This window comes from Paenibacillus sp. J22FR83 (genome assembly GCF_059691955.1).
In genome coordinates, this window is record NZ_JCAUAM010000012.1 from 293717 (window position 1) to 320262 (window position 26546).

The following is a 26546-nucleotide window of genomic DNA, read 5'->3' on the forward strand; positions in this document are numbered from 1 at the left end:
CGGGTGATACAGCCTTTTTCAAATTTAGAATAACTTTTTACCTAACACATGATCGATTGGAATAAAGCCAATAACGCGGCTATCCATGCTATTGTTGCGGTTATCTCCCATCACGAAAATATGATCCGCTGGAACGGTCCACTTTTTGTTCCCGTTCGCTCTCATTTCCTCGTTGATGTAAGACTCATTCAGAAGCTCACCATTGCGATACATCTGATTATCCTTAAGCTCAAGCTCATCACCAGGCTTACCAATCACACGTTTGATCCATACATGCTTATCATCGCCCTTAACAAACAAGCTGAGCAATGGGCTATCTAGCAAATCATGTTTAAAAGTCCGCTTCATCTCAACCCTAGAGTCTATGATGACAATGTCTTCATAATTAGGTTCGTAGTGGAACGTATGGGATAACTTCGAAACATACACACGTTGACTATCATGCAATGTCGGGTCCATCGAATGGCCGCTAACTCGCGTAGATTGGAACACAAACACACCCAGAAAGACGACTAATACAAAGGAAATGGCAATGGAACCAAACCAGCTCCAAATCTGTTTGACTACATTCAATTTGATCGCTCCCTAGCCTTATTCCGCCAGTCCGTGCTTAAAGGCATAAATCGCAGCTTGCGTGCGGTCTTCTACGCCAAGCTTGGATAGAACGTTAGTGACGTGGAATTTCACCGTCTTCACGCCAATGAATAAATCATCAGCCAACTCTTGATTCGATTTACCCTTCGCGATTAAGCGCAGCACTTCCATCTCGCGGTCCGTTAGTTCCTCATGCGGCTCTGCAACCGGCTTCGGTTGACGGAAGCGATTCATGATTTTCGAAGCCACCTGCGACTCCAGGATCGATTGCCCCTTGGCCGCGGCTCTAATCGCTTGTGCGATTTCGGATGCACGCGAGGTTTTCAACAAATAACTGAAGGCACCCGCTTCAATAACTGGATACATTTTCTCATCATCTAAGAAGCTAGTCAATACAATGACCTTACAATCTGGGTATAGTTGCAGTAATTTCCGTGTCGTTTCAATGCCGTCCATACCTTCCATAACGAGGTCCATCAATACAACGTCAGGGCGATATTCCTGGGCTAATCGAATGCCATCATGACCATTGCTCGCCTCGCCAACGACCTCAATGCCATCTTCTGTCCCTAGAACAGCCGCAAGTCCAATTCTGACCATTTCATGATCATCGACAAGTAGTACTTTAATTAAGGTGTCGTCCATTCGTTTCTTCCTCTCTATGTACGGTGCTAATTCTCAATGAATTGAGGATCGGCTGCTAAGATAGGTACTCGAATCTCGATACGTGTTCCTCGATCTGGTGCTGTAATAATGTCCACAGAGCCGCCGATTTCGTTCACGCGCTCCTTCATAGACACAATCCCATACGAAGTCAGCTTCTTGGCATCCAGCTCAAAACCAACACCGTCATCGCGGATGACTAATCGGATGCCGTCTGAACGATGCAGCAGTTTCACTTCCAGCTTATTCGCCTTAGAGTGACGCAGGGCATTCGAAAGTGCCTCTTGCACAATGCGAAATAAATGGTCCTCAATCCCTTTGTTCAAACGGATTTCTTCATCCATATCCCAACTGATCGCCATAGGAACCTTCGCCGCCAACTCCTTCAATAGCTCAACGAGTCCCTCCGAAAGCCTTTTTCCTTCGAGATGGATCGGCCTCAAATGCAGCAGCAAAGCTCTCATTTCGGATTGAGCGACAGATGCCATCTCTTCAATCAAGTGAATCTGCCGCTTCGCTTTCTCAAAATCTTTATCCAGTGTCCGTCCAACAGCCGTGGCTGTCATCGATATAGCAAACAATTGCTGACTTACTGCATCATGCAGTTCGCGCGCCAAGCGCTGACGCTCTTCAATAACCGCGGAAAGCTTGGCCTTCTCGGTAAGCTCAGCATTGCTATTCGACAGCCGCTGGAGAGAGGTCACTTGTTCTTCCCATCGTTTCATAATGCGGCCGAGTTGTTCGCCTAAGCGTCCAATCTCATCATCATCCCCGTTTTGAAAACCTTCTCGGGCAAATGTCCCTTTTTCTAATAAAATCATCGTCTCCATCATCGGCTCAAGTCTGCGCGTGACCTTAGAGCTGTTCCAGTAACCGTACACCGCCCCAATGATCCCCAGAATTAACAATGCCATGAACGAGAACTTGACTCCCTGTTGCCAGCTGGTAAAGGGCTCAATCAGATGTCGTGAATTCAGAAAATACAGCATAGCTCCGAAAACAGCGAAGCTGAAAAGGATGGCTTCCCCCATGCTGCGCCAGATCATGTTCGTTAATCGACGTTTGTAGCCGTCCACTTGGTGAAGAACCCCCTTGAAATAAACGACTACACCGTCCTCTAAGGACGGTCTCGTTTATCCAAAAATATAGCCCATGAATGTGACCATTTAAAAGAAGAAGTTACAATACTTTGATCTTGATATCTCCTACGATGAAAGAAAGTATGAGTTTCACTCGATGGTCGCAGTGCTCATAATTGTGCGATTGCCAAACCACTTTGTTCATCACACCAGACTCTTTTTCGTCTGCAATTTGCAACTGACCTAACATAACGGAAGCAGTAACGGAAACACCGATATCGTCAGGCACCTTTATATCAATATCTCCTACAACCCCCTGTAGGATAACTGTCGTTTCTTTTTGTTCGAGAATCGCCATAGAAAGATCCATGTACGTTTCTCCCACTAAGTACCACGTCGACGTATTCCGTTGAATCCATGGCTCACGGCCGAGGCGAACACTATCGACAATCTTTTGCTTTTGGGTATAGGTATCATCTTTGTGAACCTGCTTGGATCGAATGAAAAATAGCCCCAATGAAATCAACACAACCGAAATGACAATGGTGAGATGATCACCGAATAAAATAATGGCACCAATCCCCATCAACACATAACCCTTATTCTCTTTGCGTGAACGAACACGATGAATGCCCAGCAGAATAAGGATTACGGCGATAACGGGAAAAAAGCCTATGGTATGTTCCAGAAGCAAAAAAACACCGGCTCCAATCAGCAAAAGCGCTGTATTCCGGCTGCGGTTATTTTTCGTTTCCTCTCCCATCGATGCACCTCCTCTGGCTGCCATTTCTCTTCCGTTCATACGATTCCTAGCATACCATAAGAATGGACGACCTCCAAGATGCAAATCCTTATTGCACAAGGCTTTGCTTACGTGGAGGTCATCGTCCAGGACTATTTGCTCTGACGCGGATCTCGCTCGTCGCGAGAACGCTGCTCCTGCTGCCACTCGTGCTGCAGCTTGCCTCGCAGCGCGCGCAGTTCATGTTGAAGGTTGCCACCGGCTTCCTTCAACGTTTCCTTCGACAGGCGGCCCGCCACGCGGAGCCCCTGCAACGCCTCCCGGCCGAGCTCGCGGCCGGTCACTTCCAGCTCGCGCCACGTGTCGCGAGCCTCTTTGCTGTGCAGCCCGCCACGCGGCTGCACATCCTCCGCTGCGTGCCCCGCACGCAGCCCGCGCAGTTCCTCTGAGAGCGCCAGGCACAAGTCCTGGCTGCTCGCGTACTGCGCGCGGTAGTGCTCGCTCGCGGCTTCCTCGCGGAGCTTCTCTTGCAGTGCAAGCCGCGCGAGATCCTCCTCGCCAGCGCGCATCGCAAGCTCAGCCTGCTCGCCGCGCAGCTTCGCCATCTCTTCCGCACGCTCAATCTGACTGCGCAGCGCAATCGTTGCCTGCAGCGCGTCCTCGTAGCGCTCCTCAAGCTGAGCTATCACACTGCTGTCGCCATAAGTGGCTGGGTTCGTCTTGCCGACCGCCTCGTTCCAGACGGTTTCAGCCATTTTGCCAATACGGTCAAATATATTTGTAGGATCCATTTCCCGATTCTTATTATTCATGCTTAATCGCCCCTCACGCTTCATCATACTCTTATGGTAGCTTAATTCCCGACGTTCTAAAACCGACTACCGACTGTATTCGAACCTAGACCTAAGTCCAGTATGCAAAAAGTCATAACCAGATTTTGGTCGTTGTCCGAGCCTACCTGTGATGTTAAAATATTTGGAGCCGAGTCTAGTGCATAATTATAGGCATTAGTACGGGGGACGAAATACTTGGGGTGAATATTTGCTTCAGCTTGGAGCAGACTAGGGAGAACCTTCTTCCCGAACCCGTCAACTAACCTCGAAGGCTCATGAAGGAGGATTACCAATTGAATAAGCTTACTAAAGGGTTAACTAGCCTTGCTGTTTCACTAACAGTCTTGGCAGGAGGCTTTCTTTCCCCATTTATTGCACCTGCGCAAGCAGCTCAAATGGAAGTGAAAGTGCAAGTCAATGATGACCTGGTCCATTTCCCTGATGCACAGCCATTTCTGGATGGCAACCAAACGACCCAAGTTCCTCTTCGTTTTGTAACGGAGAAGCTCGGATATACGGTGAATTGGCAGAAAAATGGCAATCAGATCAAGGTAACACTTATTAACGACCAACATACGATTACCTTAGTATCAGGGCAAAAAGAAGCTAGTGTTGATGATGCAACAATCGTCTTAGACGGAGCTTCCCAATATCAAAATGGACGGGTCTATGTGCCGCTTCGCTTCCTATCCACCACCGCAGGTATACCTGTGCATTGGGATGCAAGCAATAATCTGGCGATCTTAAGCAAAGATGGCGAGCAGCATGCACCTGATTATCAAGTATTTGAATCTACAGCTTACTCAGCAGATCCTTCTGAAAATGGCGGCTACGGTGCCCTTGATTACATGGGCAACCCCCTAGCTATCGGCACAGTCGCTGTCGATCCTTCCGTTATTCCACTTGGCACGAAGCTCTACATTGAAGGTTATTCATATAGCGGCCTTCCTAAAGGCGGAATGTACGTTTATGCAACCGATACGGGCGGAGCGATTAAAGGAAATCGACTGGACATCTTCGTCCCAGGCTCGAAGAGCTCCTTACGAAGCTTTGGCATTCAGAAAATTAAAGTATACCAAATTCCGAACTAATTGAATGAAAAGAGCTGCCCCGTGAGTTCATAAGGGCAGCTCTTTTTGGTAGGTGAATGTTCCATCGAATAAGGGCATATGTCCAATCAACAGGGTTCCCACCTACATATGATATATAGTGTTTAACCCACATTTCATTCAAAACCGGAGGGGATACTATGTCAGCTGCAGTTGGTTGTGGAACGCCAGGATACGGAAATTCCGTAGGTTTAGTTCTTGTTCTTTATGTACTGTTGGTCATCATTCTTGCTACTTTCTACTAAAAAGGTCTACTCAATTAGCTGTATACAAATAGCCCGCCATTTAATTGGCGGGTTTTAGTTTGTCCCACGTGCGTGCTATCTGAGTGGCGTCGGCCACCAGAGCACTTTAAGGCCCGTTTTGGGCCTTAAACTCCCGCGCGCCAGCGACGGCTTCGAGTTAACGCCCAAAATGGGCGTTAACTTGCCCCTTCCCACTGCCCGGCGGCCACCAGAGCACTTTAAGGCCCGTTATGGGCCTTATACTCCCGCGCGCCAGCCACGGCTTCGAATTAACGCCCAAAATGGGCCTTAACTTGACCCTTTCCCGCTGCCCGGCGGCCACCAGAGCACTTTAAGGCCCGTTATGGGCCTTATACTCCCGCGTGCCAGCCACGGCTCCAAGTTAACGCCCAAAATGGGCGTTAACTTGCCCCCTTCCCGCTGCGCAACGGCCACAGGAGTTTAAGCGCAGCTACTCACAAAAAAAGCGCCAAAGCTCCCGCTCCTGATAGACGGTTACTTTTTAGCGCCATACTCACAATAGTACTTATAGCTTCCATACGAAAATTTACATAAGAATAAGTTCATTAACGTTAACGCGTTGCATACACTTTCACGCTATCACCACGGAGATAACCCTGCCCCCCGGCTGGCAGCCAAATCAAGCAGTCCGCATCTTTGATGGATACCATAATGCTCGACTTATCAATACCAGCTGGACTTACCCATAAGCACCCAGCTTCAACACGTGTCGTCCCCCGTATGTAACGCGGATAAGCGGAAGGTTTATCGTAGGCAATATCCAAGAAGGCTGATAACTCTTCGGCCTCGGGACGATGGCTTCCTAACATTTTCCTAATAATTGGCTTAGCAAATAGCTCACAACCTACGAACGAAGCACCTGGATTACCAGATAGCGCAAGAAGCAGCTTGCCTTTCCATAAAGCAGCGCTTGTTGGTGTACCTGGCCGCATGGCTACTTTATTGAATAGGATCTTTCCATCGAATCGACCGAATACATCGACAAGTACATCGTAATCGCCAACAGAGACACCGCCAGAAGTCAGAATGAGATCGACATCAGGCAGAACAGCCTCAAGAGCGGCTTCCACCTGTTCGGGATCATCCGAGAGTGCCGGCATAATGAGAGGCTCTCCCCCGTTTGCTTCCACTTGAGCCGCTAACATGTAACTGTTGCTATTACGTATTTTCCCTGGCTGCATCTCTTGTTCGACTTGCAAGAGTTCCGAGCCTGTTGAGAAAATAGCCACTCGTGGCCTTCGGAACACCTTCACCCCAGAGAATCCGAAGGTCGCTAATATAGCGGCTTCTCCTGGACCAATCCGAGTGCCCTGCGGAATAACTAACTCGCCATGAGAAATTTCACCAGCAATCGGCGTAATATTACTTGCCGCTTGTACATCTTTCTTAATTTTCACCTTGGTAACCTGATCATCTGAAGATAACAATGACTCATCCTGTAGGCTAAGGCAATCTGTCATCTCCAGCATGACAACCGTGTCCGCGCCCTCTGGTACCGGTGCACCTGTCATGATACGGGCAGCCATGCCAGCTTGAACTGTACACTTAGGTACAGTTCCGCTTGGGATTCGCTCAATGACATCTAACACAATTGGATTGTCCGGCGTCGCAGCAGCGATATCCTGGGAACGAACAGCATACCCATCCACCCCTGATCTGCGAAAATGTGGCACAGGATGATCCGCATAAATATCATTTGCTAGCAGTCTGCCGAAAGACATCGGAAGTGGGACTATCTCCGTCTCCGTGAGTTTAACGCATTCGTAAAGGGCGGCACGTGCCTCATCCACCGAGATCACTTTACGGCCAAACCTAAGCTTCATTTCGCTGCTCACTTGCTTCCCGTGCCTCCCTATGCCCGTTTAGCTTATCCGCCGATTTGTGACATCCGACGAATCGTTGGTGTATGTGACTGCTCTTCATTCATCAAAGCCTGAGCCATCTCGTGATTCTCTGGTTTAATATCCAACGCTCGGAAGAACAGATCTTCTACCGCAGCATCATCCCCGATATACTTGCGCACATTGAATTCGTCCGACCAGTATAAGCACGGTTTGATATTGCCATCTGCCGTCAAACGCAGCCTGTTGCAGGTTTCACAGAAGTGATCGCTAATCGGATGAATGAGGCCGAACGAGCCTAACGCACCTTCAATGCGGTAATTCTGTGCGGGACCGTTGCCATACACGGCATCTGAGGCTGTGGCTTCCCAACCCATTTCCTTGCAGCGATCAAGAACCGTTGTAAGGGATAAATAACGCTTTTTCCAATCCTCGTCTTGGTGACCAATTGGCATATATTCAATAAATCGAACCTGAATCGGTCGATCCCTCGTCATTTGTAAGAAATCAACAATCTCGTCATCATTAATGCCTTTCATCAGCACCACATTCAGCTTAATTGGCGTTATCCCCACACGATAAGCTTCTTCAATGGAAGCTAGTACACGGCGAATGTCACCGCCACGGGTAATTAGCGAGAACCGATCTGCCCGCAAGGAATCCAAACTAATATTTACACGAGTTAGCCCTGCCGCACGAAGTTTCTCAGCCCGTGATGCAAAGTAAATGCCATTCGTAGTCAATGCAATATCTTCAATACCGGGGATTTGCGATAATCTGCCGATCAACTGCTCTAGGTTTTTGCGAACCAATGGTTCGCCCCCAGTTAATCGCAATTTGCGAACGCCTAATCGGGCTAATATGCGAACAATCTCGGTAATTTCATCAAAAGTTAACAGCTTCTCATCCGGTTCAAATTCCATTCCATCTTCCGGCATGCAATATACACAACGCAAATTACAACGATCTGTCACTGAGATGCGCAGGTAATCATGCATCCGACCAAAACGATCCAATAGCAGTTTTGGCATAGGAGTTCACCTTCTCTCTCCGTTCATTATGGCATATTTTCTGACAAAATCCTAGATTTAATCGTGTCCTAAATATAGAAATGAATGATCATGTTATATTATCTAACATTATTTCATACTCTTCTGGCGTATTTATGTTCGTTGCAAAATTCGTTCGCAGCCCACGCTGAACCAAATACTCCTCATCGACAGTCTGCCAATCCAAATGCTCAAGCAGCCCCATCAATCGATAGTTGTGCTGCCCTAGCAGCAACTCCGCCTCCGGCCCAACCTCTCTTGCATAAATCCCATGAAGGGGTTGAAGACGTCCCTCTATCTCGGGGATAACTGCATCCACATTGGCTTCACGGCACAGTTCTGCCATCACCTTGGCCACATCTACAGAAATGAATGGCATATCGCAGCCGACTACCCAGACATGAGACGCACTTGCTATTTTCATGGCAGCGTGAATACCGCTTAACGGACCTTTTTGGATATATAGATCACTCATACACTCCACGTTCATCCCCTTAACCTCGTCCAGTATCGGCTGGAGGGGTTCACGATCATTGGTCACTACGATGATTTGCTCGCACCCAAGCGACATTTCTTTCAGCTGTCTTAAGAGAATCGCCTCGCCTTGCACAGGTAGAAGTGCCTTAGGTTTGCCCCCCATGCGGCGATTCAACCCTCCAGCTAGTATAACACCTGTCATCATGCCTCGAGCTCCGCCAATCGTTTCCTGAACGACTGCTTCCAACTATCTGAAAGTGCATCTACGATAAGCACTCTTTTGATCGCTTCGATATTCAACTTATCATGGTATTTGATGTGATTAGCGAACGCAACCGTCACACCCGCTTCATCCCTAGCGATGAGTTTCATCTTGGAATCAGGTGCAATGAAACCTTCTTTCAACACGCGAAAATAATAGCCTGTATAGCCCGTTTCCTGAACATGAAGAGTCGCCTCTGGCCAATCCATTCGCTTAGCTAGTTTATGACAGGGCTGCCTAGGCTGTGAAACTTGAACGATCACCTCATCAATGGCGAACGTATCCCCGATATGGACCTCATGCTCCTGCAGTCCTCGAATGGTTAGATTTTCACCAAATGTAGCTGCCTCCAATTTATGTCCCCTAAGCGTTTCCCAATAGGCATAATGTTCTTCTGGATACACGCAGATGGCTTTATGAACTCCGCCATGAACGGTTAGATCAGCCTGCCCGTCCCCATCCATCTGCACCTTCGATACAAACAAAGAGGAGCTGACCGGCGTCTTATAAATCCCCGTGGTCAGCTCTTTACCTTGATAAGTTATAATTTGGGGCAACCCCACATTAATTGATGTAATTTGCATAGCAAATCTCCTTATTCCGAACAGGATTCTTTGCCCTTACTATATCAAATTTTTTGCGAAAAGTCAGTTCCCGCTTCAACGATTAGGCATTTGACTTCCCAACCCAAGCATCATTATCATAGCCCCGCACTTCCCAATATCCCATGTGCTCTTTCTCGATCAGCTCGATACCTTGGAGCCATTTCACTGATTTATAAGCGTACATTTGAGGTACAATCAGTCGCACTGGCCCCCCCAGTTGCTGCGGTATTGGTTTACCATCCATCAAAACAGCGACCATAATATCATCACCATTCGCCTGACTTAGGGACAGTGCATCTGTATATACTTTATCGCCTGAATAAAATTTCACAAATTTAGCTGACGCTTGAACCCCAGCCGCTGCTAATAGTTGCTTCAGTGGAATACCTTCCCATGTGCACTTGTACACGGACCAACCCGTCACACAATGAAAATCACTAACCTGAACCGTGCGTTTCATCTGCAAAAACTGTTCCCAGTTCCACGCATTGGGTTTATCTACGAGACCTGAAATTGCGAATTTCCAGGTGTCCGAGGAGAACGTCGGAATTTCCGTCACCGTGTAAATACGGAAATTCCCTTTGGCCCCTCCGCCTACAACAGCGGCGGAGTCGGGCATGGGCTCTGGCGGCGGCAACATGCGGTTGCCGTCGTTAGCCACATACTCGGCGGTCGACGACCCGCCGGTATCGAACGCGCCTTTTATCCAGCGATAAAAGGCGGGACCGACCGCGATCACGAGCACCACCCCTGCGACGAGTCGCAGGAAGGAGGCGCGTGTGATCGGCGACTCTTTCAGCGCGGCGATGACCGCCTGCGCTGCTGTGCGCCCCTCTGTGGCGTCCGCGGACGCCACAGGGTCAATATCCGCCGCTGCTGCGCGCGCGGCGGCAGACGGTCTTGCAGCGGCTTGCTCGAGCCGCTGCTGGCGCTTCAGCCATCTGCTGCGCGAGATGGCATGGTACACGGCATACGGCACTCCCACCCAGGTGAGCGCATCATGCACGAAGAGTGCCGCGTTGTTCAAAGCCGGTGGCATGTGACGGAACTGCCACAGGATCACGCCTGATGCGGCCCAGCCGATCATGAGTGCAAGCACGAACACCAAATTCGCGCGTTGGTTGCGGCGCGCGCGAATCTGACGCCAATGCTTGCGGATCATTGGCGCGTATAGAACCATGAGTAGCACAGAGGCTACTCCCAAGTAAATGTGGAGCTGTTTCAACGTCACACGAAATGCTCCAAGATCTCCACGAATCGCACCAATGCTAAGTACAATCCCTGTCACTGTCAACAACACCACAATCCAAGCGTTCCAGCTATGAATGGCATTTAGCCGCTTCCCAAACGACTGCTTGAGCCAGCCTCTTTTTGACTCCACCTTCGCCACATCCTTTATGCGTTCATCCATATACATCTATCATAACGTATAAATATTAAAAAAGGCTTACAATTAGCTGCAAGGCCAACTTTTTTACCTTCATAAGTGCAAAGGAGCCTACCATTAGGTAGACCCCTATCCTTGTCTTGTCTTGTCTTGTCTTCCCTTGCCTCTACTTATTTCAAGAAGTACATTTCCACGAACGACTTCGGAACATAGGTCATACTATCTATTAGCATCGGACTGTATGTCAGCATGCCTTCCTTACCATCCGCGGTGATCTTTTTACTATCAATCTGAATATGAAATGTGTGTCCCCTCATCATACTCTTGTTTTCCATCATTCCTTTATCATCCATCATATTCTTGTCTTCCATCGTGCCCTTACCATCCATTGTCGTCAAAACAATCGAATGTGTATCATCTTGCCATGTCACTTTGAACCCTAATGATTCCGCAACTTGGCGCAATGGGACTAACTCCATGCCGTCCTTCATCATCGTTTGGATACCTGCATAATCATAAGACTTTGCCATCATTTCTTCGGCACTCGCGAATGTTGGCAGTGCCAGCGTGCAGGCAACCACCCCCACTATCAGAAAGTTTCTCCAAGACTTATTCACATTCTTTTTTGGCATCATCGCACTCATTCCTCTCGCTTTCAATGTATGTTCGCTTCACATCACCTAATTTACAGGGCCATGCTTACCAAGCCCTAACGATATCCTTACAAATCACTTACAGAAAGATAACAAAAAAGAAGCCTAGCATCTTATTACATGCCAGACTTCTTCGAACCGAACACTATGCTTGATGAATCGGCAGCGTAAACCAGAATTGACTCCCGCTCTCCCCTCTCGCTTTCTCTCTCTCCACGCCGATTGTGCCGCCATGCAACTCGACAATCGATTTCGCAATGGCCAAACCGAGTCCAGCTCCTCCGCTTGATCTTGTTCTTGATGGATCAGCGCGGTAGAACCGATCGAAGATTCGCTCCTTATCTTCTTCCTTTATACCAGGTCCTTGATCTGTAATAGACAGCTTCACGAACTGCGCTGTTAGTTGTTCAGCTCGTATATCTATCGTTCCGCCAACAGGTGAATGCCGAATCGCGTTACCCATAATATTAGCAAGCACTCGCTTCATTTCCTGTGGCATGATGGCAATGGGCGGCAATCGCTCGGGCAAGTCGACGTCAACCTGCAATTCTTTTTCTTCTAGCTGAAAAGCCAAGCTTTGCAGTCCATCCACGAGGAAATGATCCATATGGTAGAGTTCAGGAGTGAATTCCGTGCCACCAGCATCTAGCTGTGACAGCTTAAACAGCTCTTGAATTAACGCATCCAGTCTTCCCGTCTCCAGCCGAATCGTTTGCAAATACCGCTCGAAAGTCGGCTTATCTGCAATCACTTCATCTTGCAAGGCTTCAACAAAGGCTTGAATAGACGCCATCGGGGTTCGCAGATCGTGTGATACATGGGCTACAAGCTCTTTGCGTGAGGCTTCTGCAGATCGAATTTTCCCAAAACTTTCATTTAATTTCGCCGTCATCTGATTGAATTGCGCCGCTAGCCGCTGGTATTCTAAGGGACCAATAAGAGGTACCTTACCATGGAAATCCCCCTCCGCAATATGCGTTGTTTCCTGTGTAATAGCTCTAATCGCCTTTTCCAATGGTCTGGTCATGACAAAATGAATGAGCATGGAGATGCCAGCCGCCCCCACCGTTACGGTTGATAACAGCACAACATCTTTCCAATTCAACAGCATGTATCTATAACATATAAACAAGCTTAACAGGATCATTCCTGTGCTTACGCCGCTTGCGATAAGCAGGTATAACCGAAGCTTCATGATGGCTCCCTACCCTCAAATTTATAGCCGATTCCCCATACGGTCTTTATAAATCGTGGTTGAGACGGGTTCGCTTCTATTTTCTCCCTTAATCTGCGGATGTGAACGGTGACTGTTGTAGTGTCGCCATAATAATCAACATCCCACACTTTATTAAGGAGTTGATTTCGCGAAAAGACTTGCTCTGGATGCCTGACAAATAAATGCAGCAACTCAAACTCTTTCACGGTCAATTCAATTTCCTTCTTATTTACCCGCACACTGCGGTGAAGCACATTGAGCTCCAGCCCTGGAAATCTCATAATATGCGAAGGTGTCACTTCTGACGTCTCTTCGAGCACGACCTGATTGCGTTGTTGCCTGCGTAAGATCGCCTTCACGCGCAGCACTAACTCACGAGGTGAAAAGGGTTTCGTCATGTAATCATCTGCTCCCATAGTTAACCCCATCAAGCGATCCATCTCGTCCCCTCTCGCCGTAAGCATAATAATGGGTACGTCCTGCTCGTTGCGAATTTCTTCGCATACTTGCCAACCCGTCGTGCCAGGCATCATGAGATCAAGCACGATTAACTCCGGATTATGTTGCCTCCATAATCGAAGAGCCTCATCCCCGCCTTCGGCTGTCACTACTTGATAGCCTTCCCGCTTCAAATAAACGGAACATACATCGGTTATATTAGTCTCATCATCAACAACGAGAATGAGTGAATTCATCCTTCTGATCTCCCCTAACGACGAATGTCGAACTTTACTGCTTTTTAAGTATACCTTATATGGGGGAGCTCAAAGCTTACAGATATCTTACAAATAGGTTGAACATCATGCCTTTCAAGCAAAAGAAAAAGGTCAAATCACGTCACAACGGATTTCACCTTTATTAGCTTGTATATTTGAATTTAGCCGCCAATCCGAATCTTGCGGTATGTATCGATAAACGAAAGGACATCAACCCGTTTCCCCCTCTTTTTAGCTACACGAGCCATTTTCACAAGGGTAGTCCAGAACTCATCTAGAACAGGTGATTCAAATTGATCTTCATTCGATTCTTGCGTTAACTTATGTTTGTTTTTGTAGGAAGTGCCTTCATCCGAGATAAGGTACTGAATCTGACTTTTTTTCCACTGCTCCCCCGATACATAGCTGACGCCCATTTCACGCATTTTTTTACGAACAGATGTAACAGGACGCGATAGCTCTTTAGCAATCACAACTGGCGGACACTCCGAGGACAGGCGCATTAGTTTGTCCAGTTCTTGTGTGGACCATGGTTTTTTAGTCATTTCAATAAACCCCATTTCGTAAATATGAATGTTTCATTTTGCCTGTTCTTGGTGAAGTACTAAAGGTATAATCAGAGAATAGCAATGAAATGTTAAGTAAGTATGAGTTAACCATAATGAAAGTATGAAGACATAACTTTTTCGCTATTTTTTTTAAAATAATGTCCTTGGAGGGTGAAAAATGAAGAAAAAACACGTAAATGGTACCGAATTATTCGTTCAAGATCAAGGTCAAGGAGCACCTGTTATTCTCCTTCACGGCTTTCCTTTGGATCACCGGATGTGGCATTCACAAATGGAAACTTTGTCAGCACAATACCGCGTACTTACGCCAGATTTCCGTGGCATGGGTCAGTCCGACGTGCCCGTTACGCCGATGTCTCTCACACAGTACGCGCAAGATATTATCTCTCTTATGGATGAATTACGTATAGAAAAAGCCACCCTCGGAGGCTTCTCCATGGGTGGCTATGTCGCTTTGGCTTTAATGCGTCTAGCGCCTGAACGCTTCTCTGCGTTGATTCTTGCAAATACACGCCCCGAGCCAGATGGCCAAGAAGGGCGGAAGAATCGCATGAACATGGCTGTCTCTCTCTATGATAAGGGAGCCGCGGCGGCTCGAGATGCCATGATGCCTAAGCTTGTAACAACAGCCACATTTCAAGAGCAGCCGCAGCTTATTGATAACCTCAAAATGATCATGGACAGCATGCCGCCTGAAGGTCTTGTCCACGCCAGCATTGCGATGGCCTTCCGGGACAATTCAGCGGATCTCCTGCCTACCATTTCTGTGCCAACCCTTGTCATTGCCGGCGAACAGGATGCAATCGCGCCACCGGATGTGATGAAGTCAATGGCTGATCATATTCCTGGCGCTCAGTTCCATGTCATTCCTTCTGCTTCTCACTTAACACCCATGGAGAAACCAGAGTCTTTCAATGAACTAGTTCTTGCTTTCCTGAAGGAAGTTTCGCTTAAATCAATGGACTACCACTCACCTTCCTGATGAAGGCTAAGCTTTGACCAATTGATTCATGATCATCACCGCAGCACCAATTGCAAGGGCTTCGTCACCAAGCTGACCTTTGCTGAAAACAACCTGATAGGCGGGGTAATAATATGTTTTTCGAATCGCAACCTGCGTTGCTGTCTGGAAGAACAAATCCCCGCCTGTAATCAAAGGTCCCCCGATGATGACTTTCTCTGGGTGCAAAATATTTAACAAATTCGCCAATCCGATTCCGAAATAAGTCGCTGCCTCAGTAACGATCTCCACAGCTAGGGGATCGTTTTGTTTGAGCGCTTCCATGACATGCATATAAGTAATTTGCTCGGGATCCTCCATCATATGTACTAACACGCTAGTTCTCCCTTGCTTCAAGGCCGACTTCGCAGCTCTCTCTATCGCATACAGGGAAGCATACGATTCCAATGCCCCATAATTACCAGATTGGTTACGATGGGCGACACCATCCGTTTGAATAATCATTTGCCCCACTGAGCCTTCCATATCGACCGCCCCATAGATGACCTTGCCTTCAGACACCATGGAAGAACGTAAGCCTACGCCAGCATGAATATAGAGAAGATGCTTAAAGCTCTGTGTCCGTTGATACCAAGATTCTGCGAGAATCGCTGTGTTCGCGCCGTTGTCCAGCAGTGCAGGGACTTGCAACGCTTCCGTTAACCACCTGCAGATGTCCACATGTCTCCAGCCACTCGCTTGGAAATAGGCGGGCTCCAGAATAACCCCCGATAATCGGTCTACCGGTCCCACTGCACCAATCCCAATACCCAATACCTGTGAAGTTGCAATCCCGTGGTTATCTAACATGTGCTGTGCTTCCTTCGCAATAAGGGGCAGCAGTATCTCTGGCGTCATCACTTCGGTCATCGCCCAGCTTTTCGTTGCCAGCTTGTTCATCCCAAGATCTACAAGTACCAGCTTAGACAGTGTTCGCGAAATTTCCAAACCAAATATATAAGCATAGGCCGGATTCTTCTCATATAAAATCGGCCTACGCCCGCCCGTAGATGCACCAAAGCCAGATTCCAATATCAGGCCCTGACTCGTTAACTCTTCAAGAAGTCGCGTTAACGTCGAGACCGTCATACCGCTTTGGTCTAATAAATCTATTTTCGATACCGTCGTTTGACGCGTAATCAGCTCGTAAACTTCCTTAGCTTTACGGTTCGAAATTCGCTCTGTAATAACGTCTACATTCAAAAGAAGCAGCCCCCAATGATAATCTTTCTCATATGCTTCGCCATGAAGGATTCATTATCCTGCTTCTTAGTGTGTCCTTACTCCTTAGAGCCAATCATTAACGTGTACCCCATATACGGATGATACTTGCTTACAAGCTCATCATACCGAGCCGTAATCTGCCATATACGAGGATCCATGAAGGATTGCCGATCAGATAAATGAACAGGATCAGGATGCTGAACCTGATCTTCGAACATCGTCAATGGGAAAGGATGAATGCCTGTTGAAGTGACGGCAGCGAAATTATTGCTCTCCAGCAGTTCTTGCCATTCTTCCAGCTTGTAGATCTTACTTACGCCATAGAAGCTGCATAGCGCCCTATGAATGCCTGCTGTCATATCTTTAACTTTAATCACTTCACGGTCATAGAGCTTTCCTTCTGGTTTTAATACCCGGTAGTACTCCGACACTGCTTTCTGAGCATCTGCGAAGTTCGTGACCGATTCCACCATCACCACATCGAATGAATTCGCCTCGAATGGCAGCTGACAGACATCCCCAATCAGGAAGTTTACCTGGGTTCCTTGTTTCTCCGCTCGAATCTTAGCTTTATTGATCATCTCTGGACGTATATCGATAGCTGTAACATCACAGCCCTGTTCTGCCAAATAGCAGGCCGTTCGACCTGTTCCGCAGCCTACTTCCAGCACCTTTTTCCCCTTCTCAATCGGGTATTTCTTCAATTGCTCGATCGTCTCTCCAAATCCCCCGGGATGTGCGTTACCTATCCCGAGCTTCGCTAACATATCTAAGTAATCGATAGCCCTTACACCTCCGCAATGGCATTACGTTCTTTTTCTACCATATGGGAGGCTACTGCCACTTGTTCAGCTTCTCGCCATCTTTTCCCAAAAACAGGCTCCTGCCCAATAATCGTGATTTCCTCTCTAGATTTGGGCGAAACACCCAATCAAATCGTGACATCCCTCCATAGGATAGTATTGTCTCTCATTCGCTTCTGCGGAAGAGCATTCCTAGAGATGGGAGGTGACATAAATGGGTGTTGCTGTAGGTACTGGTGCAGGTTATGGTGGTACGTCGTCCGCTGCGGTTGTTCTTGTTCTGTTCGTTTTGCTTGTTATCGTAACAATGACTTTTGTATGGTAATTAGTCATACATGATAAGAACGAAAATAAGGAGCCAAAGCTCACTGAGCTTGGCTCCTTATCCATACATCCACTTATTTCTTCGAAGCTGCTAAGAAAGCATCCAATTGCTTTTGCTTTTCAGCAATGATTTTATCAATGCCTGCTGCTTTCATTTTATCTTGATATTTCGGCAAGGAAGCATCCATATCCACAGAACCTGTATCCATCGCTGCATCGAATTCTTTTCCTACGTTAACGGCTGCAGCCACTTGTGTTTTTACAGGCTCGGAGTCGAATGTAAAGCCTAAACCTGGCGATTTTTTGCCCGACTTATTGAACTCTTTGAATTTATCCCATTTCTGCGGATCTTCATTATCGTACAAGTAGTTCAAGAATTGGTTACCGAACTGCCAAGCAGCACCTGGGGCATAATTTTTGCCTGCATCGGTTGCTTTAATAATGTTGTCGGACACTTTCGTGTAGTGTGTGCCTTCGATACCGAAGTTGATCAAATTGTTCAATTGTTTATCCGTGTGCAAGAGGTTAATCACCATCATCGTACGAGCTGGATCCTTGGAAGTTACGGAGATACCCAACATGGAACCCGCTGTGTCGCCAGTAGAAATGGTACGTGGTGTCAGCTCGATTTGTCCAAGCTTACCTACCAAGTTAGTGGCATTTGCTAATTCACTGTCTTTACCTGGTTTCAACGAAGATGTAATCATGAATACATTACCGGATTTCAAAGCATCTTGACCAGATAATTGCGTCGTAGCCGCATCTTTATTGACATACCCTTTTTGCATAAAATCACGTGTTAATTTCAAAATTTCTTTATAACGCGGTTGATCCCATTTCGGAATCACTTTCGTGTCCGTGCCATCTTTCATAATCACGCCTGGAATTGTGCTGTCGCCCAGGTAGTCATACTGTGCCAAATAGTGCGCATTCAGGTTATCCCCGTCGCGAAGGAAGAAAGCTGTCATTTCTGGCTTCTTCTCTTTGACTGTTTTCAGAACATTAGCCAAGTCTGGCATCGACTTCACGGCTGTCATATCAATGCCTAACTCTTTGGCGATATCTGCGCGATACACAACCCCACCGGAAGCTGCAAGTTCTTTATTCGTTGGCACACCGTAGTTCTTGCCGTTGATTTTGGCACCTTGCAAGAACGCTGGATCCAAGGAATCCGTAATACCCTTTCCATACTGCCCGATCAAATCATTCAGCGGCATCAAAGCGCCTTTCCCCACATTGACAGCGTGACCATTCCATTGTGCGGTAAAAAGGATATCGAACTCTTCACGGGAAGCGATCATTAAGTTCGTTTTATTATCCCACTGCCCCCAGTCGATTGGCATTAATTTGATTGTTGCATTGATTTTTTCTTTCAAAACTTTGTTCATCGCATCTTCTACTTTGGCTTGATCTGGTTGTGGCGTACCGGGGTAGACGAGCTTCACTTCATAAGGCTTCAGATCCGTTGTAGCTGCTTTCGTCGCAGCAGGCGCTGTACTTGTTGCTGGTGCTGGTGTTGCACTTGCTGCCGGTTCTGGTGTGCTCTTTGAGCAGCCTGCCAAGGTGAGTGATGCCGTAAATGTTAGGGTAAGAAGTGCAAGCGTGCTTTTTTTCAAAGCTTTCATAAATGGATTGCCTCCCTTTTTTTCTCAATTATTCCTATATGCTAAACCAGCCTACACTGGTACAAGCCATGTTTCACTAACCTTTAATCGCGCCAACCGTCAAGCCTTTCTTAAAATACTTCTGGAAGAATGGATATGCGAACACGATCGGCCCTATCCCGAGTACAGCCATTGCCATGCGGACGGTTTCCGTTGGTAGTTGCAGCATGCCTCCTGCTTGCGATAGACCTTGACTTGCCTGTACGTTCGATGTCAGGAACTGAATATCTAGCATCGTTTTGTACATCATGAACTGTAGATTGATGTTCTTGCTTCCTGAGATGAAAACCAAGCTGAGAAACCAGTCGTTCCAATAATTCAGCACCTGAAACAAACCAACAGAAGCGAGTACGGGTAAAGAGAGTGGAATAATGATTTGGCTGAAAATACGAACCTCACCGGCTCCATCTATCTTCGCTGCTTCGATCAACGGCATCGGAATCGAATTCGCGAAGAATGTCCGAAGCAACAAGACGAAGAAAGCCGAGACTAACAAGGGCAGCATAAGTGCTGCGATCGTGTTTTTCAAATCCAGCATCTGGGTATAGACAAGATACCATGGAACAAGCCCACCATTGAACAACATTGTGAAAAACATGAAGAAAGAGAAGAAACTTTTATGTGGAAAATCACTTCGCGAGATGGGATACGCATAAAGTGACATCATCACCAAACTAATCGCTGTTCCTACGGTTGCTAGGAAAACTGAGATTCCAAAGGAGCGGAGGATTTGATGCCAGTCCTTGAACATGAACTTATACGCTTCCAAACTCCAAGCTTCCGGTATGAAATTGTATCCGTGGATGAGAACTCCCTTTTCATCTGAAAAGGATACGATAATAACCAAAACCAACGGCATGATACAAGCTGCTGTATATATCCAGAAGAACACGTTAACCAACAAATTCGCTGTGGGCGTTAAATCATTGGGTCCCCGATTCTTGGCTATCCGTTGTTTACGAACGGCAATTGCTTCACTCATGACAGCCACTCCTTCTAAAATAGTGCATTCTCTTTGCTTACTTTTCTTACAAATAAGTTCGTAACTAGAACCAGTAGGAAGCCCACGACGGCTTGGTACAAGCCTGCTGCTGATGACATTCCGATATCTCCCATCGTTAGGAACGTTTGATACACATACGTATCAATAACTTGTGTGGTGGGGAATAACGCCCCTGCATTCTTGGTTACTTGGAAGAATAGTCCGAAGTCCGCATAGAAAATTCTACCTACTTGAAGCAATGTCATTGTAATCATCACCGGCATGATCAGTGGAATCGTGATGCGTTTAACTTGCTGCCATTTGTTCGCTCCATCGATTAAAGCCGCTTCATAATACTCATGATCAATCCCAATAATCGCAGCCATATAGATGACCGTATAGTAACCAAGGTTTTTCCATGTGTTCACAATCGGTAGAATAACCGTCCAATATTTTGGCTCTGTATACCAGTCAATCGGCTCTATGCCCAATTTAGGCAGGAGTACGGTATTTACGAAACCATGCTCAGCCCCCAAGAAAGCGTATACTAGATAGGCTACACACACCATGGAGAGAAAGAATGGCAGGAACATCGTGCTTTGATGAAACTTAGCTAGAAATTTACTCCGCATCTCATTAAACATAATAGCCATAGCAACCGCAATTACCAAATTCAGTACGATAAAAACCAGATTGTACGAGATCGTATTTCGAGTAATGACCCAGGCAACCTCACTAGAGAACAAATACTTGAAATTATCGAAGCCCACCCATGGACTTCCTAGAATCCCTTTTGTGTAATTCACATTTTTAAAAGCAATCAGAACGCCTGCCATTGGGATGTAGTTGTTAATGATAAGCAGCAATGCTGCTGGTGCCATCATCACATAGAAGATCCAGTACTTGCGAACCGTCCATAGAAAGTTTGATTGAACCCTGGTTCGTTTCGTAGTACGTATAGGGGCTGCCTGCGCTGCCGTATTTGGCGTATCATTCATCTTTTATTGTGCTCCCCTTTCCATTCAACCCGCTTGCTTCCTCTCTCTTATACGTTCATTCTAAATTGTTTGGAAATAATTCTCTATCTGCGTAGTGACCGAATAAGCACTTCTGTGACATTCGTCTCCACCTTGAGTTGCTAGCCCTAGAAAGCACAAAAAGCTATCCATTTCTGGACAGCTTTTTGTATCATTTCAATTCGTCTCAACCCTGAAAGTTCTTACGATATTCCTGCGGGGAAAGTCCGGAATACTTCTTAAACATTTTCGCGAAGAAGGAAAAATGGGAATACCCCGTTTGCTCCGCTACATAGCTAATCTTATCGTTAGTTTCCGCAAGGAGCTTCATCGCTTTCTCCATCCGAACCTTCAGACTGTACTCCGAGATAGAAAGCCCCGTTTCTTTCTTAAATAGACGTGATAAATAAGCCGGATTGAGATACACAGAAGCCGCCAATTCTTCTCTGCTAAGTTCTTCCTCCATATGTTCGTCAATGTATTGGCATACCTTCGCAGTAACCGCTGAGACGCCTTTCAGATGGCTATTCATATAGTCACAGCTTACAGTAGCCATGCGAACTGCCCAGTTCCTCAGTTGATTTAAAGAACGCGTCGCGCTGTTATAGTCCTGCAACTCTTGGCGAGGAAGCATATCACGCACAGCTAATCCTTTTTTGTGCAAAACATGATATACCACATGCAACAGTCCGTAGTAGAATGCTTCCACCGTTTCAGAGCCCACATCATCCGTCTTCTGCAGACGATCAATATTTTCCTGAATCCGAGCGACCAGCTCTGCCTTCTTACCAGACTCCAATAACACAATCCAATCGGAAAAAGTTGGCGCCTGCGGCTTATTCAGCAGCGGTTGCTCCGTTTCATTGTGGAAGAGTACACAGTTGCTCCTCGTCACATTGTTCCGCTCATTCTGGAATAGATCTGCCACTTTCGCCGTTAGCTTAAGCAAGGGTGTTTCCTCGCCGACATAGCAGGACAAGCTACATTGGAAATAACGATGGCATGCACTAATATAAGCTTCGCACTTCGCTTTGATATCAAGTAGAGAAAGCTCGCTCCCTTCAGCTACATAGAGGAGGACTACAGATGAACCATTCTCTTGAATGACGCAGCCCGCCTGCTCCACAACAATGATTTCAGCAGCAGCCTTCCGGATGGCGTACTCCATAATCTCCTCATCTCTTGCATTCAGCTCTTCCTTCCAGTGCTCCACACTTATCAAGATGGGCAGGATCCTGCTTGTCATATCCAGTGGAATCTCATACATTTGGAAATTGCGAGTTAATCGCTCCTCATTCGCAGGTATCTTCTCACTTAACAACTCCTGCCAAAATTTCTCTACCAACGACGGCAGCTCATTGACCCAGTGACTATAATACGTCTTATACGTTTCATGAAAATCAGACTGCTCCTGATCTTCTTTAATCTTCTCAATAGCTAGCTTTACTATATCTTGTAGTCGATCATGATCTACTGGCTTTAAAACGTAATCAAAGCTCCCTAAACGAACAGCTTGCTGCGCATATTCAAAATTCGCATGACCCGTTAAGAATATCGTCTCCGTTTGCGGCGAATGCGTACGCACCCACTCCTGTAGTTGCAAGCCGTTGCTACCAGGCATTTCGATATCCGAAATCATAATGTCGATTCGATTCTGAGAAAGCACCTGCTTCGCTTCATTCACATCCAGCGCTTCAAAAATTTGACCAATCGGAAACGGTTCCCAATCGATCCCCACTGTAATTCCTTTTACCGCGATCTTCTCGTCATCCACAACTAATAGATTAAACATCCTTCTCCGTCCCTTCCACAATGGAGGTGTGAAGCGGCAGCCTAATTTGAACTATGGCCCCTCTCTCCGGCTTATTCATGAATTGCAGCTCAACTCTATTTCCATAGTTCATTTGCAACCGATGACGTACATTCCATATCCCAAGGTGCTCATCTCCAGACTGATTCAAATACTGAGCAGAATTTAGTTGTTGCAGCATTTCCGGTTGAAACCCATCGCCGTTATCATTAATCGATAGTAGGAAGAACTCCTCAGGCTCTTCTGGATCTGGCTCTGCTTTTACTTGAATAACATACGTCCCGTATTGTTTCGTGAACCCATGAATGACCGCATTCTCTACAAATGGCTGTACAATGAGCGGTGGAATGGCAAACTGACTGTATCTCTCTGGTAACTGGATATCGAAAGTCAAATGATCGGGATATCGCATGACTTGAATCTCCAAATAATTGCGAATATGATCGATCTCATCCTTCAGTGTCATTGTTGTCCGATTCGTACGCATAATAAAACGGAAATAATCGGCCAGATGCAGAGACATCTTCTGTACGGATTTCGTATCTTTTAACGCCGCGAGGTTATAAATAATATTTAAACTGTTCATATAGAAGTGAGGATTAATCTGCACCTGCAAGTGCTTAAATTCCGCCTGCTGAACGCGGATTTTCTCCTCATAAACTGAAATCTTCAGATTCTCAATCTGATCCACCATGTTGTTAAACGTAGTGATCAGAAAAGCAAATTCCGTCGAACTGCCTTCATTCAACCTAATTGATAATTCCCCTTGGGCAAGCTTCCTCATACCACGAATTAATTGCATTAATGGCTTGAATAAGATGCGTTGCACATATAACAAATACACGCCAAGTACAAACGCTCCGCCTAATGGCAAAAAGTAAATTAAAAGCTGCAAATAAGGTAAATTTTGCAACATATTCTTCTCGGCTATAATTAGTTCAAATTCCAAATCTGCATGTGAAGACGCTTCCCTCACAATCAAAAACTGCTGATCAAGCTCACTATCTTTAACAATCTGAAAGCCTGAAGTCTTCGGAGCAATTTGATCACTAAAATTCTTATATCTTTGTAATGGGAAATAGGAGCTTGTTAACGTCGTTCCTTCTGGTGATACCACAATAGTGCCACCACCTTCTCCTGTGTCCCACTTACTGAGAGGTTCGACCATGCTGCTCATTTTAATGAGAATACCGCCTGATAGTCCTGCGCCCAAATCCTTGTTTATTTTCATCAAATAGTGATCGCCATTCGCTGCCTTCATAATAAGCCAGTTGCCATTGGAACTGTCATTCGGACGACTCTTCGAATTGTCCATGATGAATTGCTTCACCGTCTGAACACGATCATAGTAATACGTATTTTCCCTTGTAGATACAAGAAGATCCCCCGTCGTATTCGAAAATATGAAAAACGTATTGATCAAACTGTATATATCCAGTTGCCGGGTTAACTTATTAAACAAGCGCTGCTTCGCTAGCACATAATCATCCGATTCCAATGGATATAAATTCATATTGATTACATCCGGATCACTGTATAGATGAAATAAATAATTATCGAATTCTTTCAGTGTATTATCTGTATCCTCCACGTACTGTTGCAGGAGCTTATTGTAGTTGTGAGAAATTTGATCCCGCACCACATTCATAGAGTACACATTATTAAATATAAGAAACAGGACCAGGGGCGCTACCACCAGCGCAAACCCAATAAAAATCTTAAACCTTACCGAATTCACAATATTCAAAAGGTCCCCCGCCTTATATGTTGTATTTGGGAATGAACTTCCATTGTAAGCATTTCCTTTCTATTGTACTATCTGTAAAAGACATATACATAGCATTTTAAATACCATGTGTACGTGGGGTTATGAATAGAAAAAAAGCCTATGAAATCATAAGATTTCATAGGCTTTCTTATTCCTTATACCGGCAAGAGGACTCGAACCTCCACCCTTTCGGACTCGATTTTGAGTCGAGCGCGTCTGCCATTCCGCCATGCCGGCATAAACTTTGTAAAACAATGGTGCCGAAGACCAGACTTGAACTGGTACGGTAGTCACCTACCGCAGGATTTTAAGTCCTGTGCGTCTGCCGATTCCGCCACTCCGGCTAATAAATTTGTGGAGGCGCCACCCAGATTCGAACTGGGGGTAAAGCTTTTGCAGAGCTCTGCCTTACCACTTGGCTATGGCGCCTTAGTAATAATGGAGCGGAAGACGGGGATCGAACCCGCGACCCTCGCCTTGGCAAGGCGATGCTCTACCGCTGAGCCACTTCCGCATATAAAACTGGGGATCAAGGATTTGAACCTTGGCATGACGGAGTCAAAGTCCGTTGCCTTACCGCTTGGCTAATCCCCATTATGTTGCTTTGGTAATAATGGGCGGACGACGGGACTTGAACCCGCGAATGCCGGATCCACAAACCGGTGCGTTAACCCCTTCGCCACGACCGCCACAATATTAAGTTTGATGCATTTTGGCAGGGGCAGCAGGAATTGAACCCACACCAAAGGTTTTGGAGACCTTTGTTCTACCCTTAAACTATGCCCCTACAAAAAAAGGAAATGGAGGCTGATGGATTCGAACCACCGAACTCGAAGAGAGCAGATTTACAGTCTGCCGTGTTTAGCCACTTCACTAAGCCTCCACAAAGCAATGGTGCCGTCGAGAGGACTTGAACCCCCAACCTACTGATTACAAGTCAGTTGCTCTACCAGTTGAGCTACAACGGCTTATTAAGTTAATAAATGGTGGCTTTGGACGGAATCGAACCGCCGACACGAGGATTTTCAGTCCTCTGCTCTACCGACTGAGCTACAAAGCCTTACTAGCTGAATGTGATAATGGCGGAGCTGACGGGATTCGAACCCGCGGTCTCCTGCGTGACAGGCAGGCATGTTAGGCCACTACACCACAGCTCCACATTCATTATTTGGTTGCGGGGGCAGGATTTGAACCTGCGGCCTTCGGGTTATGAGCCCGACGAGCTACCGGGCTGCTCCACCCCGCGTCATTAAGTATAAGTCACGTTTCCTATTAAATCAAGTGCTTGATCAGGAAAAGCGATGGAGGCTGACGGGATCGAACCGCCGACCCTCTGCTTGTAAGGCAGATGCTCTCCCAGCTGAGCTAAGCCTCCATGGGATATGAAAATGGTGACCCGTAGGGGACTCGAACCCCTGTTACCTCCGTGAAAGGGAGGTGTCTTAACCACTTGACCAACGGGCCTTACTAGAAAGATTGTGGCGGAGAGAGAGGGATTCGAACCCTCGAGACGCTTGTGACGCCTACACGATTTCCAATCGTGCTCCTTCGGCCAGCTCGGACACCTCTCCATATGGCTCCCCGAACAGGACTCGAACCTGTGACAACTCGATTAACAGTCGAGTGCTCTACCAACTGAGCTATCAGGGAATAGAAACATGAATCTTTCAAGGTTTTATTCCTTGAAAACTAGATACGAAACTTACGTAAAGTTGAACATTAGGAATTTGGTTAAGCCCTCGACCGATTAGTATTCGTCAGCTGCATACGTTGCCGCACTTCTACCTCGAACCTATCAACCTCGTCGTCTACAAGGGGTCTTACATACTGGGAAATCTCATCTTGAGGGGGGCTTCGCGCTTAGATGCTTTCAGCGCTTATCCCCTCCGTACAT

Annotated in this window: 25 protein-coding genes, 16 tRNA genes, 1 rRNA gene and 1 riboswitch; of the genes, 4 read left to right on the top strand and 38 right to left on the bottom strand. The window is 46.6% G+C overall.

Annotated elements, in window-relative coordinates:
- Window positions 1-24: 24 nt before the first annotated feature.
- The 5 genes from lepB to AC58PV_RS22705 all read right to left on the bottom strand — a co-directional run bounded on the left by lepB (window position 25) and on the right by AC58PV_RS22705 (window position 3890).
- Window positions 25-573: a signal peptidase I gene (gene lepB / locus AC58PV_RS22685; protein WP_497434731.1), complete on the bottom strand. Its 549-nt coding sequence runs from the start codon at window positions 571-573 to the stop codon at window positions 25-27.
- A gap of 18 nt (window positions 574-591) precedes the next feature.
- Window positions 592-1239 (bottom strand): response regulator transcription factor, encoded by a 648-nt coding sequence (locus tag AC58PV_RS22690; protein ID WP_056618875.1) that lies wholly within the window; start codon window positions 1237-1239, stop codon window positions 592-594.
- A gap of 26 nt (window positions 1240-1265) precedes the next feature.
- Window positions 1266-2333, bottom strand: coding sequence for a sensor histidine kinase (locus tag AC58PV_RS22695; protein WP_497434732.1), 1068 nt, complete (start codon window positions 2331-2333; stop codon window positions 1266-1268).
- A gap of 103 nt (window positions 2334-2436) precedes the next feature.
- Window positions 2437-3099: a cell wall-active antibiotics response protein LiaF gene (liaF, locus tag AC58PV_RS22700; protein WP_497434733.1), complete on the bottom strand. Its 663-nt coding sequence runs from the start codon at window positions 3097-3099 to the stop codon at window positions 2437-2439.
- 131 nt (window positions 3100-3230) lie between these two features.
- Window positions 3231-3890 (bottom strand): PspA/IM30 family protein, encoded by a 660-nt coding sequence (locus AC58PV_RS22705; protein ID WP_497434735.1) that lies wholly within the window; start codon window positions 3888-3890, stop codon window positions 3231-3233.
- Window positions 3891-4047: 157 nt separating this feature from the next.
- Window positions 4048-4200, top strand: a riboswitch (cyclic di-AMP (ydaO/yuaA leader).
- 4 nt (window positions 4201-4204) lie between these two features.
- On the opposite strand from AC58PV_RS22705, the gene AC58PV_RS22710 reads away from it, so the two are divergent.
- Complete coding sequence (locus AC58PV_RS22710) at window positions 4205-5002, top strand: stalk domain-containing protein (protein ID WP_497434736.1); 798 nt, start codon at window positions 4205-4207, stop codon at window positions 5000-5002.
- Between the two features lie 158 nt (window positions 5003-5160).
- A complete protein-coding gene (locus AC58PV_RS22715; protein ID WP_497434737.1) occupies window positions 5161-5265 on the top strand; it encodes a YjcZ family sporulation protein in 105 nt (34 codons plus the stop codon).
- A 572-nt stretch (window positions 5266-5837) separates the two neighbouring features.
- Here AC58PV_RS22715 and AC58PV_RS22720 read toward each other — a convergent pair.
- From AC58PV_RS22720 to AC58PV_RS22760, 9 genes are all read right to left on the bottom strand, one after another.
- A complete protein-coding gene (locus AC58PV_RS22720) occupies window positions 5838-7121 on the bottom strand; it encodes a molybdopterin molybdotransferase MoeA (protein WP_497434738.1) in 1284 nt (427 codons plus the stop codon).
- A gap of 32 nt (window positions 7122-7153) precedes the next feature.
- A complete protein-coding gene (moaA, locus tag AC58PV_RS22725; RefSeq protein ID WP_497434740.1) occupies window positions 7154-8158 on the bottom strand; it encodes a GTP 3',8-cyclase MoaA in 1005 nt (334 codons plus the stop codon).
- Window positions 8159-8246: 88 nt separating this feature from the next.
- Complete coding sequence (gene mobA, locus AC58PV_RS22730; protein ID WP_497434741.1) at window positions 8247-8858, bottom strand: molybdenum cofactor guanylyltransferase; 612 nt, start codon at window positions 8856-8858, stop codon at window positions 8247-8249.
- Complete coding sequence (locus tag AC58PV_RS22735) at window positions 8855-9499, bottom strand: MOSC domain-containing protein (protein ID WP_497434742.1); 645 nt, start codon at window positions 9497-9499, stop codon at window positions 8855-8857. The genes mobA and AC58PV_RS22735 overlap by 4 nt, the downstream gene beginning before the upstream one ends.
- Window positions 9500-9581: 82 nt before the next feature.
- Entirely contained in the window at window positions 9582-10901 is a 1320-nt protein-coding gene (locus AC58PV_RS22740; RefSeq protein WP_497434743.1) for a molybdopterin-dependent oxidoreductase, read from the bottom strand.
- A 176-nt stretch (window positions 10902-11077) separates the two neighbouring features.
- Window positions 11078-11542 carry a stalk domain-containing protein gene (locus AC58PV_RS22745; RefSeq protein ID WP_497434745.1) on the bottom strand — a complete coding sequence of 155 codons (465 nt, stop codon included), beginning with the start codon at window positions 11540-11542 and terminating at the stop codon, window positions 11078-11080.
- 163 nt (window positions 11543-11705) lie between these two features.
- The gene (locus tag AC58PV_RS22750) at window positions 11706-12755 is read right to left on the bottom strand and encodes a HAMP domain-containing sensor histidine kinase (RefSeq protein ID WP_497434746.1); all 1050 of its coding nucleotides are present in this window, start codon (window positions 12753-12755) and stop codon (window positions 11706-11708) included.
- Window positions 12752-13471, bottom strand: a complete 720-nt coding sequence (locus tag AC58PV_RS22755) for a response regulator transcription factor (protein WP_497434747.1) — start codon at window positions 13469-13471, stop codon at window positions 12752-12754. The genes AC58PV_RS22750 and AC58PV_RS22755 overlap by 4 nt, the downstream gene beginning before the upstream one ends.
- Before the next feature lie 182 nt (window positions 13472-13653).
- A complete protein-coding gene (locus AC58PV_RS22760; RefSeq protein WP_497434748.1) occupies window positions 13654-14037 on the bottom strand; it encodes a hypothetical protein in 384 nt (127 codons plus the stop codon).
- 181 nt (window positions 14038-14218) lie between these two features.
- On the opposite strand from AC58PV_RS22760, the gene AC58PV_RS22765 reads away from it, so the two are divergent.
- A complete protein-coding gene (locus AC58PV_RS22765; RefSeq protein ID WP_497434749.1) occupies window positions 14219-15043 on the top strand; it encodes an alpha/beta fold hydrolase in 825 nt (274 codons plus the stop codon).
- A 6-nt stretch (window positions 15044-15049) separates the two neighbouring features.
- Here AC58PV_RS22765 and AC58PV_RS22770 read toward each other — a convergent pair whose 3' ends face one another.
- Window positions 15050-16264 carry an ROK family protein gene (locus tag AC58PV_RS22770; protein WP_497434750.1) on the bottom strand — a complete coding sequence of 405 codons (1215 nt, stop codon included), beginning with the start codon at window positions 16262-16264 and terminating at the stop codon, window positions 15050-15052.
- Between the two features lie 77 nt (window positions 16265-16341).
- The gene (locus AC58PV_RS22775; RefSeq protein WP_497434752.1) at window positions 16342-17052 is read right to left on the bottom strand and encodes a class I SAM-dependent methyltransferase; all 711 of its coding nucleotides are present in this window, start codon (window positions 17050-17052) and stop codon (window positions 16342-16344) included.
- A 250-nt stretch (window positions 17053-17302) separates the two neighbouring features.
- Here AC58PV_RS22775 and AC58PV_RS22780 point away from each other — a divergent pair, with 250 nt between their 5' ends.
- On the top strand, window positions 17303-17413 hold the full coding sequence (locus tag AC58PV_RS22780) for a sporulation protein YjcZ (protein WP_157276489.1): 111 nt from the start codon (window positions 17303-17305) through the stop codon (window positions 17411-17413).
- Window positions 17414-17486: 73 nt separating this feature from the next.
- On the opposite strand, the gene AC58PV_RS22785 is transcribed toward AC58PV_RS22780, so the two are convergent.
- The 22 genes from AC58PV_RS22785 to AC58PV_RS22890 form a co-directional block, all read right to left on the bottom strand.
- Window positions 17487-19037, bottom strand: a complete 1551-nt coding sequence (locus AC58PV_RS22785; RefSeq protein ID WP_497434753.1) for an ABC transporter substrate-binding protein — start codon at window positions 19035-19037, stop codon at window positions 17487-17489.
- A gap of 76 nt (window positions 19038-19113) precedes the next feature.
- Complete coding sequence (locus AC58PV_RS22790) at window positions 19114-20058, bottom strand: carbohydrate ABC transporter permease (RefSeq protein WP_497434754.1); 945 nt, start codon at window positions 20056-20058, stop codon at window positions 19114-19116.
- A 14-nt stretch (window positions 20059-20072) separates the two neighbouring features.
- Complete coding sequence (locus AC58PV_RS22795) at window positions 20073-21056, bottom strand: ABC transporter permease (RefSeq protein ID WP_497434755.1); 984 nt, start codon at window positions 21054-21056, stop codon at window positions 20073-20075.
- A 205-nt stretch (window positions 21057-21261) separates the two neighbouring features.
- Window positions 21262-22866: a response regulator transcription factor gene (locus AC58PV_RS22800; protein WP_497434756.1), complete on the bottom strand. Its 1605-nt coding sequence runs from the start codon at window positions 22864-22866 to the stop codon at window positions 21262-21264.
- Window positions 22859-24622 carry a cache domain-containing sensor histidine kinase gene (locus AC58PV_RS22805; RefSeq protein ID WP_497434763.1) on the bottom strand — a complete coding sequence of 588 codons (1764 nt, stop codon included), beginning with the start codon at window positions 24620-24622 and terminating at the stop codon, window positions 22859-22861. Before AC58PV_RS22805 ends, AC58PV_RS22800 begins: the two co-directional genes overlap by 8 nt.
- 188 nt (window positions 24623-24810) lie before the next feature.
- Window positions 24811-24889: transfer RNA gene (locus AC58PV_RS22810), tRNA-Leu, on the bottom strand.
- Window positions 24890-24907: 18 nt separating this feature from the next.
- Window positions 24908-24996: transfer RNA gene (locus AC58PV_RS22815), tRNA-Leu, on the bottom strand.
- Between the two features lie 11 nt (window positions 24997-25007).
- A tRNA-Cys gene (locus tag AC58PV_RS22820) sits at window positions 25008-25081 on the bottom strand.
- 10 nt (window positions 25082-25091) lie between these two features.
- A tRNA-Gly gene (locus AC58PV_RS22825) sits at window positions 25092-25166 on the bottom strand.
- A gap of 8 nt (window positions 25167-25174) precedes the next feature.
- Window positions 25175-25246 (bottom strand) — tRNA-Gln (locus AC58PV_RS22830).
- 22 nt (window positions 25247-25268) lie between these two features.
- A tRNA-His gene (locus AC58PV_RS22835) sits at window positions 25269-25341 on the bottom strand.
- 24 nt (window positions 25342-25365) lie between these two features.
- Window positions 25366-25439: transfer RNA gene (locus tag AC58PV_RS22840), tRNA-Trp, on the bottom strand.
- Between the two features lie 14 nt (window positions 25440-25453).
- Window positions 25454-25535 (bottom strand) — tRNA-Tyr (locus tag AC58PV_RS22845).
- 9 nt (window positions 25536-25544) lie between these two features.
- Window positions 25545-25620: transfer RNA gene (locus tag AC58PV_RS22850), tRNA-Thr, on the bottom strand.
- 16 nt (window positions 25621-25636) lie between these two features.
- Window positions 25637-25712, bottom strand: a tRNA-Phe gene (locus tag AC58PV_RS22855).
- A gap of 20 nt (window positions 25713-25732) precedes the next feature.
- A tRNA-Asp gene (locus tag AC58PV_RS22860) sits at window positions 25733-25809 on the bottom strand.
- Window positions 25810-25821: 12 nt separating this feature from the next.
- A tRNA-Met gene (locus tag AC58PV_RS22865) sits at window positions 25822-25898 on the bottom strand.
- A gap of 56 nt (window positions 25899-25954) precedes the next feature.
- Window positions 25955-26027: transfer RNA gene (locus AC58PV_RS22870), tRNA-Val, on the bottom strand.
- A gap of 14 nt (window positions 26028-26041) precedes the next feature.
- A tRNA-Glu gene (locus AC58PV_RS22875) sits at window positions 26042-26116 on the bottom strand.
- Between the two features lie 15 nt (window positions 26117-26131).
- Window positions 26132-26223, bottom strand: a tRNA-Ser gene (locus tag AC58PV_RS22880).
- 3 nt (window positions 26224-26226) lie between these two features.
- Window positions 26227-26302 (bottom strand) — tRNA-Asn (locus AC58PV_RS22885).
- A 77-nt stretch (window positions 26303-26379) separates the two neighbouring features.
- Window positions 26380-26546, bottom strand: a 23S ribosomal RNA gene (locus tag AC58PV_RS22890); the annotation flags it as partial.

Coding starts and splice junctions, on each gene's coding strand:
- mobA (WP_497434741.1), bottom strand. CDS start 8,858: ATGATGACAGGTGTTATACTAGCTGGAGGGTTGAATCGCCGCATGGGG.
- AC58PV_RS22765 (WP_497434749.1), top strand. CDS start 14,219: ATGAAGAAAAAACACGTAAATGGTACCGAATTATTCGTTCAAGATCAA.
- AC58PV_RS22755 (WP_497434747.1), bottom strand. CDS start 13,471: ATGAATTCACTCATTCTCGTTGTTGATGATGAGACTAATATAACCGAT.
- AC58PV_RS22775 (WP_497434752.1), bottom strand. CDS start 17,052: ATGTTAGCGAAGCTCGGGATAGGTAACGCACATCCCGGGGGATTTGGA.
- AC58PV_RS22735 (WP_497434742.1), bottom strand. CDS start 9,499: ATGCAAATTACATCAATTAATGTGGGGTTGCCCCAAATTATAACTTAT.
- moaA (WP_497434740.1), bottom strand. CDS start 8,158: ATGCCAAAACTGCTATTGGATCGTTTTGGTCGGATGCATGATTACCTG.
- AC58PV_RS22800 (WP_497434756.1), bottom strand. CDS start 22,866: ATGTTTAATCTATTAGTTGTGGATGACGAGAAGATCGCGGTAAAAGGA.
- AC58PV_RS22790 (WP_497434754.1), bottom strand. CDS start 20,058: ATGAGTGAAGCAATTGCCGTTCGTAAACAACGGATAGCCAAGAATCGG.
- AC58PV_RS22705 (WP_497434735.1), bottom strand. CDS start 3,890: ATGAATAATAAGAATCGGGAAATGGATCCTACAAATATATTTGACCGT.
- liaF (WP_497434733.1), bottom strand. CDS start 3,099: ATGGGAGAGGAAACGAAAAATAACCGCAGCCGGAATACAGCGCTTTTG.
- AC58PV_RS22745 (WP_497434745.1), bottom strand. CDS start 11,542: ATGATGCCAAAAAAGAATGTGAATAAGTCTTGGAGAAACTTTCTGATA.
- AC58PV_RS22780 (WP_157276489.1), top strand. CDS start 17,303: ATGGGTGTTGCTGTAGGTACTGGTGCAGGTTATGGTGGTACGTCGTCC.
- AC58PV_RS22760 (WP_497434748.1), bottom strand. CDS start 14,037: ATGACTAAAAAACCATGGTCCACACAAGAACTGGACAAACTAATGCGC.
- AC58PV_RS22750 (WP_497434746.1), bottom strand. CDS start 12,755: ATGAAGCTTCGGTTATACCTGCTTATCGCAAGCGGCGTAAGCACAGGA.
- AC58PV_RS22690 (WP_056618875.1), bottom strand. CDS start 1,239: ATGGACGACACCTTAATTAAAGTACTACTTGTCGATGATCATGAAATG.
- AC58PV_RS22795 (WP_497434755.1), bottom strand. CDS start 21,056: ATGAATGATACGCCAAATACGGCAGCGCAGGCAGCCCCTATACGTACT.
- AC58PV_RS22715 (WP_497434737.1), top strand. CDS start 5,161: ATGTCAGCTGCAGTTGGTTGTGGAACGCCAGGATACGGAAATTCCGTA.
- AC58PV_RS22785 (WP_497434753.1), bottom strand. CDS start 19,037: ATGAAAGCTTTGAAAAAAAGCACGCTTGCACTTCTTACCCTAACATTT.